We start from the raw sequence: 15,781 nt of genomic DNA, 5'->3' as shown, positions 1-15,781 counted from the left end.
GGGCGACGTTCACGGTGATGGCGACAGGCCCGGCCGGGGGTGGCCGGAACCGCCTCCTCGGCGCAGCCGGGCCAGGCTCGTGGCCACCACGGCCAGACTGCCCAGGCAGGCCAGGGTGACCACGCCCAAGGAGACCGGGTACGGGGAGACGGGCAGCAGTGCCGCCAGCAGGGTGGGCAACAGGAATCCCGAATACGCCACGGCGTAGAAGATCCCCGTGAGCCCGGCGAGATCGGCCGGGGTGGCGATGGCCTGGACGTGGGACAGGCCGGCCACCACGGTGATGCCGTACGCCGAACCGAGGACCACCCCCACCGCGAGGGCGAAGACCGGTTGGCGCAGCACCCCGGCCACGACGGCCAGCAGCAGACCCACGGTCATCAGGGCCAGGCCGAGGGAGAGGGCCCGGCCCCGGGTGCGTCGGTCGATCCGGGCGACGAAGGGCTGGACGGCGGCGCCGCAGCCGAGCGTCAGCACGGTCAGGACCGTGGCGTACAGGGTGGCCCAGTCACCGAGGTTCGGGGCCACCATGGCGGGCACGATCGCGTAGGCCACCCCGGAGGCGGCGAAGACCCACGGTGCGGCCGGCAGCACGATCCGGGTGAAGCGCCGGTTCCCCATCGAGGGGACCCGTAGGTCCTGCCACCAGGGGCCCGTGCGGTGCACCGTCCCGGGCACGGGGTGCAGGACGGAGGGCCCCCGGGTCTCCGGCGCGGCCCACAGGGGCAGGGCCGCCACCACCGCCAACACCAGGTGGACGACGTACGGGATCTGGGCCGGGGCCGGCCCCCACTGGGCCAGCGAACCCGTGACACCGGCGCCGATCGCGAAACCGAGGGTCAGGGTGAGGGAGGGGCGCCGGGCGCCCGCGCCGTCCGAGGCGTGGTGGTCATACGGCGGTGCGGACAGTTCCTTGATCCAGCTGGCGCCCACGGACATGGCCGCCCCCACCCCGAGGCCGGCCAGCAGCCGACCCACGCTGAGCAGCGTCATCGACTCCAGTCCGAGGGCGAGCAGGATGCTGCCCAGGGCGCCGGACACCAGCCCGGCCACCATCACGGGTCTGCGCCCGAACCGGTCCGAGACCGCGGCGGCCACGAGCAGGCCCGGGATGAGGCCGAACACGTACAGGCCCAGCAACAGGTTCGCCTGCGCCGGCGAGTAGTGGCCGACCTCCTCGTAGACGTGCAGCAAGGGGGTGAAGTGGTTGCCGCCCCAGGCCAGCAGGAACACCGCCGGGGCCACCCGGAGCCAGGGCGCCACCCGGCTCACGCGGGTCGCACGGCTCACGCGAGTTCCCCGGGGAAATGGGCGGAGGCGATGTGGCGGCGGACGGCCGCGGCGAAACCAGCGGCGTCCCCCGCCTCGATGGGATGGATCAGGGCCTCGTGCTCACTGCCGTAGTGCATGGCGGCAGACCCGTCTCCGCTCACGGCCAGATGGGTGAGCCGGGCGAACCGGGGGCCCAGGGCGGTGGCCATCCCATCCACCACGGCGTTGCCGCCGGCCTCGATGATCCGCAGGTGGAAGTCGACGTCGTGCTCGGAGAAGGCCAGCAGGTCACCGGCCCGCAGGGCGGTCTGCTGGGCGGACAGGCTGGTGCGCAGGCGCTCGGCGAGCCGGGTCCGGTCCGTGGTGGAGGCGGCCACCCGCTGGATGCCGCGGATCTCGAGGGTGGCCCGCAGGTCCACGAGGTCGCGGCGCTCGGTGGGCGAGACCGAGGTGACGATCCCGCCCTTCTTCGGGACCAGCCGCACGAGACCCCAGGACTGCAGTTGGACCATGGCCTCCCGGGCCGGGGTGCGGCTGGCGCCGGCCTCCGCAGCAAGCTGGGCCTCGGTCAGCAGGGTGCCGGCTGCGAGCCGGCCCTCCACCACGGCCTGTGCCGCCACGGAGGCGATGCGCAGGGCCACGGAACGAGGCGCGGGGTCGTGCCAGGGCAACAGGATCCGGTCGGTGCCCGAGCCGGGGTGCACAAAGGTCATGAGGCCACCCTACGCCTTGCATGCATTGATGCATGCATCAGCCGGTGGGAATGCCCGTCCGGGCCGGCGTCGTTGTTCCTTGTATGACGTACCCGGGCCGCCGGTTGGCGCCGCCCGGAGCAGACGGATGAGAATGGAGCCTATGAGCACCCCTGCCGACCAGCCGGTCACCGATCAGAGCACTCCAACAGCCCCCGCCGACGCCTCGGCGCTGCGGGCGACGTCCCGCGTGCGCGCCTCCGAACTCGTCGGCCGCAACTGGCTGAATACAGGCGGCGAATCTCTCAGTCTGGAGAAGTTGAGGGGTCGTGTTTTGATCTTGGACTTCTGGTCCTTCTGCTGCATCAACTGCCTGCACGTGCTGGACGAGCTCCGCCCGCTCGAGGCAGAGTTCCAGGATGTGCTCGTGACGGTGGGTGTGCACTCGCCCAAGTTCGACCACGAGGCGGACCCGGACGCGCTCGCCGCCGCCGTGGAGCGCTACGACGTCCAGCACCCCGTGCTGGACGATCCGGAGCTGACCACGTGGCAGGCCTACTCCGCCCGCGCCTGGCCCACCCTGGTGGTGGTGGACCCCGAGGGCTACATCGCCGCACACCTCTCCGGCGAAGGCCACGTGGCCGGGCTGACCTCACTCGTCAACGAACTCGTGGCCGAGCACGAGGCCAAGGGCACCCTGCACCGCGGCGACGGCCCCTACGTGCCGCCGGAGCCCGTGGCCAGGGACCTGAAGTTCCCCGGCAAGGCCATCGCGCTGGGCGCCCGCGGCACTCAGCCGGGAACCTTCCTGGTGGCGGACACCGGCCACCACCGGATCGTGGAGGTGGCCGGAGACCTCACCACGGTGGTGCGCACCATCGGCGGCGGGGTCGCCGAGGGCGTCGGGATCAAGGGCATCGACGACGGCGGCCCGGAGGCTGCCCGGTTCAACGAGCCACAGGGGCTGACGCTGCTTCCCGAGGCCGTGGCTGCGGCCGTGGGCTACGACGTGGTGGTGGCGGACACCGTCAACCACCGGCTACGCGGGGTGAGCCTGGCCGACGGGTCCGTGAGGACCCTGGCCGGCAACGGCGTGCAGCGGCTGATCGACCCGGAGCGGGCCCGCGAGGCCGCGGATCCCGAGACCGAGGAGACGGTCTCCCTGGAACCCTTCGGCACCGCCCCGCTGGAGACCTCCCTGTCCAGCCCGTGGGACGTGCTGTGGTCCACCGTGGAGGACACCCTCATCGTGGCCATGGCCGGCACCCACCAGATCTTCAGCTTCGACCCCCGCACCGGGGACCTGGCGATCTACGCCGGCACCGGCTTGGAAGGCCTCGAGGACGGGGACCCGACCGTGGCATGGTTCGCCCAGACCTCCGGGCTGGCCGAGTCCGCCGACGGCACCCTCTGGCTGGCCGACTCCGAGTCCTCCGCGCTGCGGTCCATCACCCCGGGTGCCGCAGCCGACCCGTCCGGTGCGCTGGGCCGGGTGGTGCGCTCCGCCGTCGGGACCGGGCTGTTCGACTTCGGGTTCCGGGACGGTGCCGCCGAGCAGGCACGCCTGCAGCACCCCCTGGGAGTGGCCGCCCTGCCGGACGGCTCCGTGCTCGTGGCGGACACCTACAACGGGGCGATCCGCCGGTACGCGCCGGCCGGCACCGCCGCCGACGGCCGGGCCACCGCAGCCGAGGTGTCCACCGTGGCACGCGGGCTGAAGGAGCCCTCGGACATCCTGGTCGAGCGGGATCAGGAGGGGGTGCCGGTCTCGATCGTGGTGGTCGAGACCAACGCCCACCAGCTGGTGCGGCTGGCTGTGCCGGAGGAATACCTGCAGGTGGACGAGGGGGCGCTGCAGACCCAACGACCCCGGACGGCCATCACCGCCGGCGAGCTCGACCTGACGATCGCCTTCGCCGCCCCGACCGGCCAGAAGCTCGACGACCGCTGGGGGGACCCCACCCAGCTGAAGATCTCCTCCTCGCCGGAGGACCTGCTGCTGGGCGGGGACGGCACCTCCACCGGGCTGCACCGCACCCTGCGGATCAACCCGGAGGTGGCCGAGGGTGTGCTGCACATCACCGCACGCGCGGCCTCCTGTGACGGGGAGGCCGGCCAGCCCATCCCGGACCACGCCGCCTGCCACCTGTATCAGCAGGACTGGGGGATCCCGGTGACGGTGCACTCCGGTGAGCCGGACGCGGAGGGTGAGGCGGCCGGCGTCGTTCCGGAGACGCGCCTGGACCTGGACCTGCGCGGGATACACTGACTCACGCCAGCACCGCACCCGATAGACCCGAAGGCGGCTGTATTCCCATGACCACCCTGGTTGTTGCCTCGTCCCAGCACGGTTCCACCCGCGAGATCGCCGAACGGATCGCCGAGGTCCTGCGCGTGAACAAGGGTGTGACCACCGTGGTGGAGGACACCAAGGACGCTCCGAAGTGGCTCGCGACGGTGGATGCCGTGGTCGTGGCCCTGCCCGTGTACGGCGGCTCCCTGGACAAGGCCGGCAAGACCTTCCTGGACAGCCACCGCGCCGAACTGGCGGACAAGTCCCTGTTCATCGCCGTGTCCGGAGGCAGCCCCGAGCTGGCCCCGAAGCTGCAGGCCACCGTGGACGCCTACGGCGCCCGGGACACCGCCTACCTGCGCGGCGCGGTGACCGAGGCGAAGCTGGGCTTCAAGGACAAGATGCTGATCAAGCTCGCCAAGGGGCAGTTCGGCGACTTCCGCAACTGGGAGGCCGTCGAGGCCTGGGGCAAGTCCCTGGCAGCCCGCGGCGCGAACTGATCCTCCAACTGGCGGTCGATTCCGGTCCATTCTCGGCGGTTACCGGCGAGTAATTGGGCCGGAATCGCCCTGCAACTGCGGGGGAGGGCCCTTGACGCGTCCCCGGCACCGGGCTCACTGTTGCAGTACGTGAATCCAGTTGAGGGATGCGGACCATGGGCAGTGCCACTCGATCGTCGCCCCGGCACCTGCGCCGGCAGCTGGACGACCAGAGGGTCGTCATCATCGGAGCCGGGATCGTCGGCGCCAACCTGGCCGACGAGCTCACCAAGCGCGGCTGCACGGACGTCACCGTGCTGGATCAGGGGCCGATCCCCGTCACCGGCGGCTCCACCTCCCACGCCCCGGGGCTCGTCTTCCAGACCAACCCCTCCCGCACCATGGCCCGGCTGGCCGCCTACACGGTCCGCAAACTCTCCGCGCTGAGCTGGCGCGGCGAGTCCGCCTACCACGCCGTGGGCGGGCTCGAGCTCGCGACCACCGGGGAACGGCTGGCCGAGTTGCACCGCCGCGCGAACTTCGCCACCGCCTGGGGGATCGAGGCCTCGGTGCTGGACCCCGAACAGGCCGCCGCGCTGCATCCGCTGTTGCGCGCCGAACGGATCCTCGGAGCCTTGCATCTGCCGACGGACGGGCTGGCCTCCTCCGTGTTGGCCGTCGAGGCTTTGAGGGCTCGCGCAGGGTCCCGCGGGGCCCGGTTCCTTCAGCACGTCACGGTCACCGGCCTGGAGCAGCACGACGGCCGGGTCACCGGGGTGCGCGCCGGTCAGGAGGTCATCCCTGCGGACGTGGTGGTCAGCGCCGCAGGGTTCTGGGGGCCGCAGATCGGGGAGATGGCCGGGGTGCGGGTGCCCCTGGTGCCGCTGGCCCACCAGTACGTGACCACCTCCGAGGTCCCCGCGCTGCGGGACTGGAGTGGCCCGCCGATCCTGCGGCACCAGGGGGAGGACCTGTACTTCCGGCAGGTCGGGACGACGCTGGGGATCGGCTCCTACGCGCACCGGCCGATGCCCGCCCGGATCCAGGAGCTGCCGGAGTATGACGCCGAGGCCGGGGCGATGCCCTCGAAGCTGCCGTTCACCCCGGCGGACTTCGAGGGGCCATGGGAGCGGAGCCGGGAACTGTTGCCGGACCTGCGCGGCGCCGAGGTGCAGGACGGGTTCAACGGGATCTTCTCCTTCACCCCGGACGGCGGCTCCCTGGTGGGGGAGTCCGCCGAGCTGAGCGGTTTCTACCTGGCCGAGGCGGTCTGGGTGACGCACTCCGCCGGGGTGGCCCGAGCCGTGGCGGAGCTGATCGTGGACGGCGAGTCCGGCATAGACCTGCGGGAGCTGGACCTGGCGCGCTTCGAGGAGGTGCAGCTGGCCGGCGACTACGTGCTGGAGACCGCCCAGCAGGCCTTCGTGGAGGTCTATGACATCAAGCACCCCCTCGAACCCCGGCTCTCCCCGCGGGGCTTGCGGCTCTCCCCGTTCCATGCCCGGCAGGTGGAGCTCGGTGCGTCCTTCCTGGAGTCCGGCGGCTGGGAGCGCCCGCACTGGTTCGAGGCCAACCGGACCCTGCTGGCGGGGCTGCCGGAGGAGTGGGTGCCGCCGCAGCGGGACGGGTGGACCGCACGCTACGATTCCCCGGTCTCCGCCGCTGAGGCGTATGCGGCGCGGGCGGGCGTGGCCCTGTTCGACCTCACCTCCCTGCGCCGGCTCGAGGTCTCCGGCCCCGGTGCCGTGGGCCTGTTGGAGCGGCTGACCACGGGGCGGGTGGACCGTCCCCTCGGCTCCGTGGGCTACTCCCTGATGCTGACGGAATCCGGTGGGGTCCGCAGTGACGTCACCGTGGCCCGCGTGGGGCAGGACGTGTTCCAGGTGGGGGCCAACGGCGGGATCGACGCGGCGTACCTGGTCCGGGCTGCGGCCGACTGGAACGCCGGTGCCGGGAACGGTGAGGTGCGGGTGGAGGACATCACGGATGAGACCTGCTGCATCGGCGTGTGGGGCCCGCGCGCCCGGGACCTGGTGCAGCCGCTCACGGATCTGGACCTGTCCGACGACGGCCTGCGCTACTTCCGCGCGGCCGTCACCTCGGTCGCGGGGATCGGGGTGCGGATGCTGCGGGTCTCCTATGTGGGCGAGCTCGGCTGGGAGGTCTACGCCGCCGCCGCCGACGGGCTGGCCCTGTGGGACGCCCTCTGGGCGGCCGGCCGGGATCTCGGGGTGGTGGCCGCAGGGCGTGCGGCGTTCAACAGCCTGCGGATCGAGAAGGGGTACCGGGCCTGGGGGGCGGATGTGAACACGGAGCACGATCCGTGGTCTGCGGGGCTGGGGTTCGCGGTGCGGAAGGACCGGAGCGGGTATGTGGGCGAGGAGGCGGTAGCCCGGCTGCGGGCCGGCGCGACGGCCGGGGGGTCCCCAGGTGGGCCGAGCGCCTCGGTGAGTGGCCGGCGTCGTCTGCGGTGCCTGACGGTGGATGATGCCACCACGGTGGTGATGGGTTCGGACCCCGTCTTAGTGGGGGATGAACCGGTCGGCTACACGACGAGCGCCGCCTACGGGTATACCGTGCACCGGCCGATCGCCTACGCCTGGCTCCCGGAATCGGTGGGCGTGGGGGACGCCGTCCAGATCCGCTCCTTCGACCGGATGGTCCCGGCCACCGTGACCGCCGAGCCGCTCGTGGACCCTGACGGGACGGCGATCCGGGGCTGACCCCACCCTCCGGGCATAAAGTGACTCCACCCACGCCAGAGTGCCGTGGTCTCGTCACTCTGTGCCCGGCGTCTGAGGCACAGGGTGACCAGGAGGCGTCACAACGGTGGGGGCGTCGTCACTTTGCGCCCAGGGGTCAGGTGGGGGCGTAGCCCATCTGCAGACTGACGGCGAGGCCGGCGTCCCTCAATGGGGCCAGTACCCCGGGATCTGCGGGGTCGAAGCGGAACTCGGGGCCGGAGACGCTGATGCCGGCGATCACCACACCGCGGTGGTCGCGGACCGGGACGGCAGCCGAGACCAGCCCGATCTCGTACTCCTGACACGCGGTGGCCAGCCCCGCACGGGCCACCGCGAGCAGCTCCTCCTCGAGCCGGACCCGGGAGGTGATCGTCCGCGAGGTGAACCGCGGCAGGCGGGTGCCCTTCAGCAGGGCGCCCCGTTCCTCAGCGGTCAGCGCGGCCAGCAACACCTTGCCCGAGGCCGTGGCATGCAGGGGTGTCAGGCTGCCGACCCAGTCCTGGGTGCCCAGGGTGGAGGGCCCCCGGGCCTGGTCCACGTTGACCGCGTACCCGGACCGGAGTACGGCCAGGTTCACCGTCTCCCGGGCACTCGCGGCCAGCTCCCGCAAGATCGGTCCCGCCTCCTGGACCAGGTTCAGCCGCCCGGGGATGGCGGCGGCCAGACGCAGGATGCCGAAGCCCAGCTGGTACTTGCCCCGGTCCCGGTCCTGTTGCACGAGCTCGCGGGCCACCAGGGCCGCGAGCAGCCGGGACACGGTGGACTTGTGGATCCCCATCTCCGCTGCGATCTCGCTGACCCCGGCCTGACCCTCGCGCGCCAGGATCTGCAGCACGGCGGCGGCCCGGTCCACGGACTGCACGCCGGCGGCCCCGCCGTTGAGGGCGGTGTCATCAGCGGCGCCGGGGGTCTGCTCAAAGGGTGTCACGGTCCCATGGTGCCTCATCGGCCGTCCCGATCCCTGCCCTGCGACGTTCACCTACACCGCGGCATCCAGCCCCCGCTGGCGCAGGATCTCCCGCTGGTTCGGGTTGACCGACGGCCGGAACGGCACCTCGACCACCTCCGCAGCCACGGGCCGGCCCGCCTCCTCCGCGTACTGCTCCGGCAGGTGCACCCACAGCTGTGTGCCCACCGCGGACAGGCCCACCGGGACGTAGCCCATGGCGATGTTGTGGCCGAGCTCCGGCGAGAACCAGGGGGAGGTGAGGTAACCGACCGGCTCGCCCGGGCCGGCGTCGTCCCCGGGGTTCCCTGCGGTGTCCTCCCGGGTGTTCTCCGCGCCGGACGAGGCGCTGACCAGCCAGAAGTCCGGGGCGTAGTCGTCAATGGGCTTCCCCCCGAGCCGCATCCCGACCAGCTGGTGGGTGTAGGGCGGGGTGCCGGCCTCGATCTGGTCCCGGGCGGATTCCAGGGCGGCCTTGCCGATGTAGTCGGCGGTCTTCTGCCGGGGCACCTGATAGCCGAGGTTGGCCTGGAAGGGCAGGGTCTCCTGGTCCAGGTCCTGGCCCCAGGACAGGATGCCCGCCGCGATCCGCCGGTGGTGGGCGGGGGCCACGACGGCCAGCTGGTGGGGCTTGCCGGCCTCGAGTACCGCGTTCCACATCGCCTCGGCATGCAGCGTGGAGTCCTTGAGGTAGATCTCATAGCCCTTCTCCCCGGAGAACCCGGTCTGGGAAACGATCACGGGGCAACCGGCCACCTCACCGGCCAGCAGCCCGTACGAGGGCAGCTCGGCCACGGCGGGGCCGAAGAGGTCCGTCATCAGCGCCAGGGACTTGGGGCCCTGGACCTGCACGGGGGAGACATCGATCTCGCGGATGTCCACGTCGAACCGGCGGCCCACATTGACGCCCTGCAGCCAGAACAGCAGGTCCGAGTCGGAGAGGCTGAACCAGAACTCGTCCGGGGCCACCCGCAACAGGACCGGATCGTTGAGCACGCCACCGGCCTCGTTGCACAGGATGACGTAGCGGGCGTGCATCGCCGGGATCTTGGTGGCGTCACGCGTGATGACGAAGTCCACGAACGCCTCCGCCTCGGGGCCGAGCACGCGGATCTGGCGCTCCACGGCCACGTTCCACAGGGTCACGTGGTTCACCAGGGACTCGTACTCGACCATCATGCCGCCCTCGGACTCCGGGACGTAGCCGCGGGGGTGGTACATGCGGTTGTAGACGGAGGCCCGCCAGCAGCCGGCCTCCATGGACAGCTGCCAGTAGGGCGACTTGCGGATGCGGGTATCGATCAGCATCTGGACCGGTGTGGGGCCGGACTGGCGCAGGTTGACCGGGACGGTGCGGTCGGACTGGTCCACGGTGGGGCTGTTCGGGTGGGTGGCATTCATGGGGCTCTGCTCCTGGGCTCTGCGGGACGGGGGGCGGGAGGCAGAAGGGGCGCCAGCGGCGACGCCTGGACAGCCTCGCCAGATGTTGCGCATCATGAATCAGGTTCCGTCATGCGCATCTGGTGGTGCCACGGTATCGGCGCGGAAGGCCCGCTGGGAAGAGGTGTGGTCCCGAGATCTTCCGGCTGGATCAGGGGACCCGGGGCGTGAGCCGCACCGATTCCCCGGTGACGGCCAGATCCGCCTCGAGGGTGAACGGGTCGCGGTGCACCACCGGCAGTCGCTCACCGGAGATGAGGTCGATCTCCTGCAGCGACAGCTCGGCCTCCGCCTGCAGCGGCGCCATCACGGTGGGGTCCTCACCCTCCGCCGGCAGGGGGATCACGGTGGCCTGGGGATCGCCGGGGACGGACCACGCGATCGTGTCCGGGGGGATCCGGTTCACGGTGTCATAGCCCATGGGGCATCCGGAGGGGTGGAGGACCTTCTGTTCCGTGCATCCCGCCAGGTAGGCCTCCAGCTGGCGGTTGACCTCCTCGGCCACGGCGTCCGTGTACTGCAGGGCCAGCTCCAGCATGAGCGGTTCAGCCGGCTCCGCCTGATCAGCGGGATCTGCCGGACCGGCCGGCTCGGCGGGATCTGTGGGTGCGTCCAGTGGTGCGGGAGCGGTCTGGTCCACCACCAGCCGGACCGGCTCGGCCGCCAAGTACGTGCTCTCGAACTCCGCGTCCACCACCAGCGGGGGCAGTGCGGCGAAGACCTGCCCCAGCGTCCCGCCGCCCTCGCCGCCCTCGCCCTCCTCGCCGACCCGTGCCACGAGGGGGGTCTGCACGCCGTTGACCACCGCGGTGACCGGGCCGGACACGGCCTCCGGCGGCAGGTTCCCCGGAGCCACCCGCACGGTCTGGAGAGGGACCGGGGCCATCCGCCAGTGGTCGAAGAACAGCCAGTCCCGGCCGGTGCGCTGAACCGTGAAGAGCGTGCTGTGGTCCTCGCCGTCCACCGTGTAGCCGACCGCCACCTCCGTGGACTCGCCGTCCGGTGCGTCCGCGCCTCGGGTCACGGTGAGCTCGCCGAGGGCGGCCAGGCCCGCCTGCAACGGCTCGCCGTGCAGCAGGCTGGTGGCGGTCCCCGGCGCCAGGGCGGCGGTGGGTGCGCTGCTGGAACCGTCACCGGAACCGCCGGCCGAGAGGGCGAGCGCGGTGCCGCCGTCGCCCGCGGCCAAGGCCTCCAGATAACCCTGCACCTGGGCCTCGGGGGAATAGAGCGTGGAGTTCGCCACCCCGATGGCGATCCCGCCGGCCACCAGGGCCAGCACGGCGCCGCCACCCCACAGCCACGGGGCGCTGCTACGCCGCGGGGCTCGGCGGGGATCCGGGGACGCGTCGGGCACGTCATGATTCCTCGCCTCGAGCATGAGCACCATCCTAGGACGGGGCCTGGCCCGGCCGAGATCTGTGCCGTCAGGCGAAGATGAGGGCCACGGCGATCATCGCCGGGATGGCCACGACGGTGGTGATGAGGATCGTGTCCTTCGAGGCCACCATGCCGGTCTCATAGCGGGAGGCGGAGACGAACACGTTCTGGGCCGTGGGCAGAGAGCCCAGGATGACGGCGATGAGCAGATCGTCGCCCTCCATCCCGAAGAGTGGTCCGGCGATCACCCAGGCCAGCAGCGGAAGGGCCACGAGTTTGAGGACGGAGGCCAGGGCCACGTCGCCACGGCGTCCGGCCGCCTTGTCCAACGGCTTGGACCCCACCAGGGACATGCCGAACGCCAGCAGCATGGCCGGGATGGAGGCCCCCGCGATCAGGTGGATCGACTCGGCGATCGGCTCCGGCAACTGCCACCCCGTGGCCGAGAACACGAGCCCGAAGACTGACCCGATGATCATCGGGTTCAGGGCGATGCTGCCGACCTGTCGCCAGAAGGCGTCCCACGGGTTGGGTGAGCGCCTCGGACCGGCCGAGCGGCCGGCGTCGTTCCCGGTGGTGTTGTCCTGACCGGTGCTGCGCTGTTCCCGGAGCCGGCGGGCCTCCGCCATGGTGGTGGAATCCAGTGCCGCCACATAGATGGGCGTGTAGATGGCGAGCTGGAAGATCAGGACCGGGGCGGCAAGGGCGGCGTCCCCGAGGACGTAGGCGGCGATGGGGATGCCGAGGTTGGCGGAGTTGACCATGGAGGCGCTCAGGGCGCCGATGACGGTCTCCGAGGCATTGCGCTTCGGGAGCAGGAAGCGGGCCAGCAGCAGGTAGAGCCCGCCCACGGCGAGGGCCGAGAGGCCGGCCACCAGTAGCTGGGGGCCCAGGACCGACCCGACATCCGCGGCCGCGAGCGTGTCGAAGAGCAGCGCGGGGCTGGCGACGAAGAATGCGAGGCGCGAGAGGACGGGCTGGCCGTGCGTGCCCAGGACGCCGGATCGGCCGGTGGCGTAGCCGGCGAGGATGATGACCCAGACCACGGTGAATCCGGAGATGACCTCGAGCACCGGTGGTCCCCTCTGACTCGGCTGGCGTGGCTGGCCCGGCCGGCGGGGTCCGGTCCTCATCCGGGCAAAAAGAGAGCGGGCGACGGGAATCGAACCCGCGTATCTTGCTTGGGAAGCAAGCGCTCTACCATTGAGCTACGCCCGCAGGACACGAGCCTCTTGGCCGGTCACGCGCCATTCAGCTTACACGGATTCGCGAGTGGGTCGTTGCATGACTGTGGGCTGCGCTACTTTGGGAAGGTGCTTCTCTCAGACCGTGACATCAGGGCCGAACTCGACTCCGGGCGGATCCGGCTGGACCCCCTCGTGCGGGAGATGGTGCAGCCCTCCAGTGTGGACGTCCGCCTCGACCGGTACTTCCGGTTGTTCGACAACCACAAGTACGCGCACATCGATCCGGCCGAGCCGCAGGAGGATCTGACCCGGCTGGTGGAGGTGGATCCCGAGGAACCCTTCATCCTGCATCCGGGGGAGTTCGTGCTGGGAGCCACCTATGAGCGGGTCACGCTGCCGGAGGACATCGCCGCGCGGTTGGAGGGCAAGAGCTCGCTGGGGCGGCTCGGGCTGCTGACCCACTCGACGGCCGGCTTCATCGACCCCGGCTTCTCCGGGCACGTGACGTTGGAGCTGTCCAACATGGCCACGCTGCCGATCAAACTGTGGCCGGGTTCCAAGATCGGTCAGCTGTGCTTCTTCCAGCTGACCTCGCCCGCCGAACACGCCTACGGCTCCGGCCCGTACCTCAACCGCTACCAGGGTCAGCGCGGTCCCACGGCCTCCCGGTCCCACCTCAACTTCCACCGGACGATCATCGGGAAGTAGGCGGGCGGTAGGCGGGCTGGCCGGATTGTGCTGACATCAGTTGCCGGATCCGGTAGGGGTGTTCTGGCCACCCCCCCCACACGATCCATCAACTGATGTCGGATGACGTGGCTGCGATGCTGGACGACGCGGCGGCGAGCCGGCGCCGCACGATGCCGATCAACCGGGTGAACCCGTTGTCGAGGTCCTCAGCGGTCAGCCGGACGACCATCCAGCCCCGCTCCTGGAACCAGACGTCCCGGCGGGCATCGGAGGGCTGCTGGGCCTTGGTGCGGTGGTGCTTGCCGTCGTACTGGATGGCGATCTTCACCTGCCGGTACCCGAGGTCCGCCGCGGGGGAGTAGCGGTCGGCGGGGTCGCCCTTGAGCTGGGTCACGGGCTCGGGCAGGCCGGCGTCCACCAGGGCCAACCGGGTCAGGGTCTCCGGCGGGGAGTCCGCTCCGACGCGGCACCTGGCCAGGGCGAGTCGGGCGGTGCGGACACCCTTGACCGATCCGGCCCGCTCCAGGGTGGCGGACAATCCGTCCAGGGTTTCCCATCCGTCCAGGCGCTGCCCTCCCCGATAGGGCCGGTTGACGACGGCATCTCCGAGGACGACGAGTTCGCTGGCGGTGAGGACGGGCGCGAGGTCCAGCCAGACCCGGGCGGGCGTGGTCAGGGCCAGCCGCAGATGGCCCATCCGATCCTGGGCCGCCAGCGGGGAGCGGTGGGCCGTGATGCCTTTCCGCTGGACGGCGCGGGTCACGTTGAACCAGGTGAGATGGACGGTCTGATCCGCCGCCACGAGCGCCGGGACGGGGAGCTTGAACACGTGGGCGGCCGTGGCGTGGGACAGGACGGTTCCCGGGAACCGCTTCACCAGGGCGGCCAGGGCCAGCTGCCCGAGGCCGTGGGGCGGCGGCTCGTGGCCGGACGGCCACCCCAGGTCGGTCCCCGCCGCCGCATACAGTCCCCAGCCCAGGCGCACGATGTCCGCGGCCAGGAACCGATCCCGGCTGACGCCCAGGCGTCTCGCCTCGGCCAGCGTGAAGGGCAGCCGGAGCAGCGGCTCGGGCAGGGATTTTCTGTGGGACACGGTTCCATGCTGGCTCGCCTCGCCGGCCCGTGGGGCCGCCCGCGGGCGAATTGTGGATAACGGCCGTGAGTCTGCCCCATCAGTTGCTGAATCGTGTAGGGGTGTGTGCGCGAACACCTCCACTGGATCCAGCAACTGAACCGGCTTGTCCGATGGCGCCGGCGCGTGGCCGTTCACCGTCCTGACGTGGGTGACGAGTACCATGCCCGCATGAGCACCCCTCCGGTTGCGGCGCCCGACGCCGGCCCCGCCGACCGTCCGTTGAACCGCAAGCACGTCGCCGCGTGGGCCCTGTGGGACTGGGGCTCGGCCTCCTTCAACGCGGTCATGGTGACGTTCGTCTTCGGCACCTATCTGGCCTCGGACGCGTTCGGGCCGGATGACCGCGGCACCCAGTGGCTGACGGCTGCCAACGCGATCGGTGGCCTGGTCATCGCCCTGACGGCGCCGATCATCGGGCAGCGGGCGGATGCCGGCGGCCGGCGCAAACTGTGGCTGGGGCTGAACACCGGTGTGGTCATCCTGCTGACGGCGCTGTGCTTCCTCGTGACCCCGGCGGAGTCCAGCCTGCTGCTGGGCGTCATGCTCATCGCCGCCGGCAACGTGGCGTTCGAGTTCGCCGAGGTCAACTACAACGCCATGCTGCTGCAGGTGGCCACGCCGAAGACCATCGGCAAGGTCTCCGGGCTGGGCTGGGGAGCCGGGTACACCGGTGGGATCTTCCTACTGCTGATCCTCTACATCGGCTTCATCGCCGGGGACACCCACTGGTTCGGGGTCCCGAACGACGAGGCCCTGAACATCCGCGTGGTGGCACTCTTCGCGGCGGCGTGGTTCGTCGTCTTCGCCCTGCCCGTGCTGTTCTCCGTCCCGGAGCACCGGGCCTCCGCGCCTGCCGCGGCACGCAAGAGCATCCTCGCCTCCTACCGCCAGCTGTTCCGGACCATCGGGGGGTTGTGGCGGGATGAGCGGAACACCTTCTGGTTCCTGGTGTCCTCGGCGGTCTTCCGGGACGGGGTGGGGGCCATCTTCACCTATGGGGCCATCCTGGGCACCACCGTCTATGGCGTGGCAGCCGCGGACGTCCTGATCTTCGGCATCGCCGCCAACGTGGTGGCGGCAGCCGGGTCCTTCCTCGGTGGCTGGGTGGATGACCGGATCGGCCCCAAACGCGTCATCATGGCGTCACTGGTCGGTCTGATCATCACGGCCGCCGTCATCTTCTTCCTGGACGGCACCACCGCCTTCTGGGTCTTCGGCCTGACCCTCTGCTTCTTCGTGGGCCCGGTGCAATCGGCCTCCCGCTCCTTCTTGGGCCGGTTGACCACCACGGATCGGGCGGGGGAGATCTACGGCCTCTACGCCACCACCGGCCGGGCGGTGTCCTTCCTGGCCCCGGCGCTGATCTCGGTGGCGGTCGCCGTCACGGGGGATTCGCGCTACATGGTTCCGGCGATCCTGCTGGTGCTGATCGCCGGCATGCTGCTGTTGCTGCGGGTGCGTGATCCGAAGGTGCAGAGCGACATTTGACCCTGGCCCAACCCGTTTCAAGGGGTCAGTATTCCCGG

The 15,781-nt window shown here is 71.0% G+C and carries 12 protein-coding genes and 1 tRNA gene; 5 read left to right on the top strand and 8 right to left on the bottom strand.

From position 1 onward, the window contains the following. Window positions 1–9: 9 nt before the first annotated feature. Together ACSU1G_RS29335 and ACSU1G_RS29330 are read right to left on the bottom strand one after the other, a co-directional pair. The gene (locus tag ACSU1G_RS29335) at window positions 10–1,290 is read right to left on the bottom strand and encodes an MFS transporter (RefSeq protein WP_439284294.1); all 1,281 of its coding nucleotides are present in this window, start codon (window positions 1,288–1,290) and stop codon (window positions 10–12) included. Beyond that, on the bottom strand, window positions 1,287–1,985 hold the full coding sequence (locus ACSU1G_RS29330) for a GntR family transcriptional regulator (protein WP_439284293.1): 699 nt from the start codon (window positions 1,983–1,985) through the stop codon (window positions 1,287–1,289). The genes ACSU1G_RS29335 and ACSU1G_RS29330 overlap by 4 nt, the downstream gene beginning before the upstream one ends. A gap of 142 nt (window positions 1,986–2,127) precedes the next feature. On the opposite strand from ACSU1G_RS29330, the gene ACSU1G_RS29325 reads away from it, so the two are divergent. From ACSU1G_RS29325 to ACSU1G_RS29315, 3 genes are all read left to right on the top strand, one after another. Further along, window positions 2,128–4,233 (top strand): NHL domain-containing thioredoxin family protein, encoded by a 2,106-nt coding sequence (locus ACSU1G_RS29325; protein WP_439284291.1) that lies wholly within the window; start codon window positions 2,128–2,130, stop codon window positions 4,231–4,233. A gap of 47 nt (window positions 4,234–4,280) precedes the next feature. Then, window positions 4,281–4,757: a flavodoxin domain-containing protein gene (locus ACSU1G_RS29320; protein WP_439284289.1), complete on the top strand. Its 477-nt coding sequence runs from the start codon at window positions 4,281–4,283 to the stop codon at window positions 4,755–4,757. A gap of 155 nt (window positions 4,758–4,912) precedes the next feature. Next, window positions 4,913–7,459: a GcvT family protein gene (locus ACSU1G_RS29315; RefSeq protein ID WP_439284287.1), complete on the top strand. Its 2,547-nt coding sequence runs from the start codon at window positions 4,913–4,915 to the stop codon at window positions 7,457–7,459. A gap of 136 nt (window positions 7,460–7,595) precedes the next feature. Here the strand turns inward: ACSU1G_RS29315 and ACSU1G_RS29310 are convergent, their stop codons facing one another. The 5 genes from ACSU1G_RS29310 to ACSU1G_RS29290 form a co-directional block, all read right to left on the bottom strand. Next, the gene (locus tag ACSU1G_RS29310) at window positions 7,596–8,408 is read right to left on the bottom strand and encodes an IclR family transcriptional regulator (protein ID WP_439284285.1); all 813 of its coding nucleotides are present in this window, start codon (window positions 8,406–8,408) and stop codon (window positions 7,596–7,598) included. A 51-nt stretch (window positions 8,409–8,459) separates the two neighbouring features. Continuing rightward, the gene (locus ACSU1G_RS29305; RefSeq protein ID WP_439284283.1) at window positions 8,460–9,827 is read right to left on the bottom strand and encodes a glycine cleavage T C-terminal barrel domain-containing protein; all 1,368 of its coding nucleotides are present in this window, start codon (window positions 9,825–9,827) and stop codon (window positions 8,460–8,462) included. Window positions 9,828–10,017: 190 nt separating this feature from the next. Beyond that, a complete protein-coding gene (locus ACSU1G_RS29300) occupies window positions 10,018–11,220 on the bottom strand; it encodes a hypothetical protein (protein WP_439284282.1) in 1,203 nt (400 codons plus the stop codon). A 70-nt stretch (window positions 11,221–11,290) separates the two neighbouring features. Then, window positions 11,291–12,316: an AEC family transporter gene (locus ACSU1G_RS29295; RefSeq protein ID WP_439284281.1), complete on the bottom strand. Its 1,026-nt coding sequence runs from the start codon at window positions 12,314–12,316 to the stop codon at window positions 11,291–11,293. A 74-nt stretch (window positions 12,317–12,390) separates the two neighbouring features. After that, window positions 12,391–12,461 (bottom strand) — tRNA-Gly (locus ACSU1G_RS29290). A 95-nt stretch (window positions 12,462–12,556) separates the two neighbouring features. Here ACSU1G_RS29290 and dcd point away from each other — a divergent pair. Next, the gene (gene dcd / locus ACSU1G_RS29285) at window positions 12,557–13,138 is read left to right on the top strand and encodes a dCTP deaminase (protein WP_439284279.1); all 582 of its coding nucleotides are present in this window, start codon (window positions 12,557–12,559) and stop codon (window positions 13,136–13,138) included. Between the two features lie 88 nt (window positions 13,139–13,226). Here the strand turns inward: dcd and ACSU1G_RS29280 are convergent, their stop codons facing one another. Further along, complete coding sequence (locus ACSU1G_RS29280; protein ID WP_439284277.1) at window positions 13,227–14,213, bottom strand: endonuclease domain-containing protein; 987 nt, start codon at window positions 14,211–14,213, stop codon at window positions 13,227–13,229. 210 nt (window positions 14,214–14,423) lie between these two features. Between ACSU1G_RS29280 and ACSU1G_RS29275 the strand changes: the two genes are divergently transcribed. Beyond that, window positions 14,424–15,743, top strand: a complete 1,320-nt coding sequence (locus tag ACSU1G_RS29275; protein ID WP_439284275.1) for an MFS transporter — start codon at window positions 14,424–14,426, stop codon at window positions 15,741–15,743. The last annotated feature ends 38 nt before the right edge of the window (window positions 15,744–15,781 follow it).

This window comes from Microbacterium sp. A93, assembly GCF_051842835.1.
Note: the sequence above shows the minus strand (reverse complement) of the source record. Positions and strands in the feature narration are given on the sequence as shown.

Coding starts and splice junctions, on each gene's coding strand:
- ACSU1G_RS29330 (WP_439284293.1), bottom strand. CDS start 1,985: ATGACCTTTGTGCACCCCGGCTCGGGCACCGACCGGATCCTGTTGCCC.
- ACSU1G_RS29325 (WP_439284291.1), top strand. CDS start 2,128: ATGAGCACCCCTGCCGACCAGCCGGTCACCGATCAGAGCACTCCAACA.
- ACSU1G_RS29320 (WP_439284289.1), top strand. CDS start 4,281: ATGACCACCCTGGTTGTTGCCTCGTCCCAGCACGGTTCCACCCGCGAG.
- ACSU1G_RS29315 (WP_439284287.1), top strand. CDS start 4,913: ATGGGCAGTGCCACTCGATCGTCGCCCCGGCACCTGCGCCGGCAGCTG.
- ACSU1G_RS29305 (WP_439284283.1), bottom strand. CDS start 9,827: ATGAATGCCACCCACCCGAACAGCCCCACCGTGGACCAGTCCGACCGC.
- ACSU1G_RS29275 (WP_439284275.1), top strand. CDS start 14,424: ATGAGCACCCCTCCGGTTGCGGCGCCCGACGCCGGCCCCGCCGACCGT.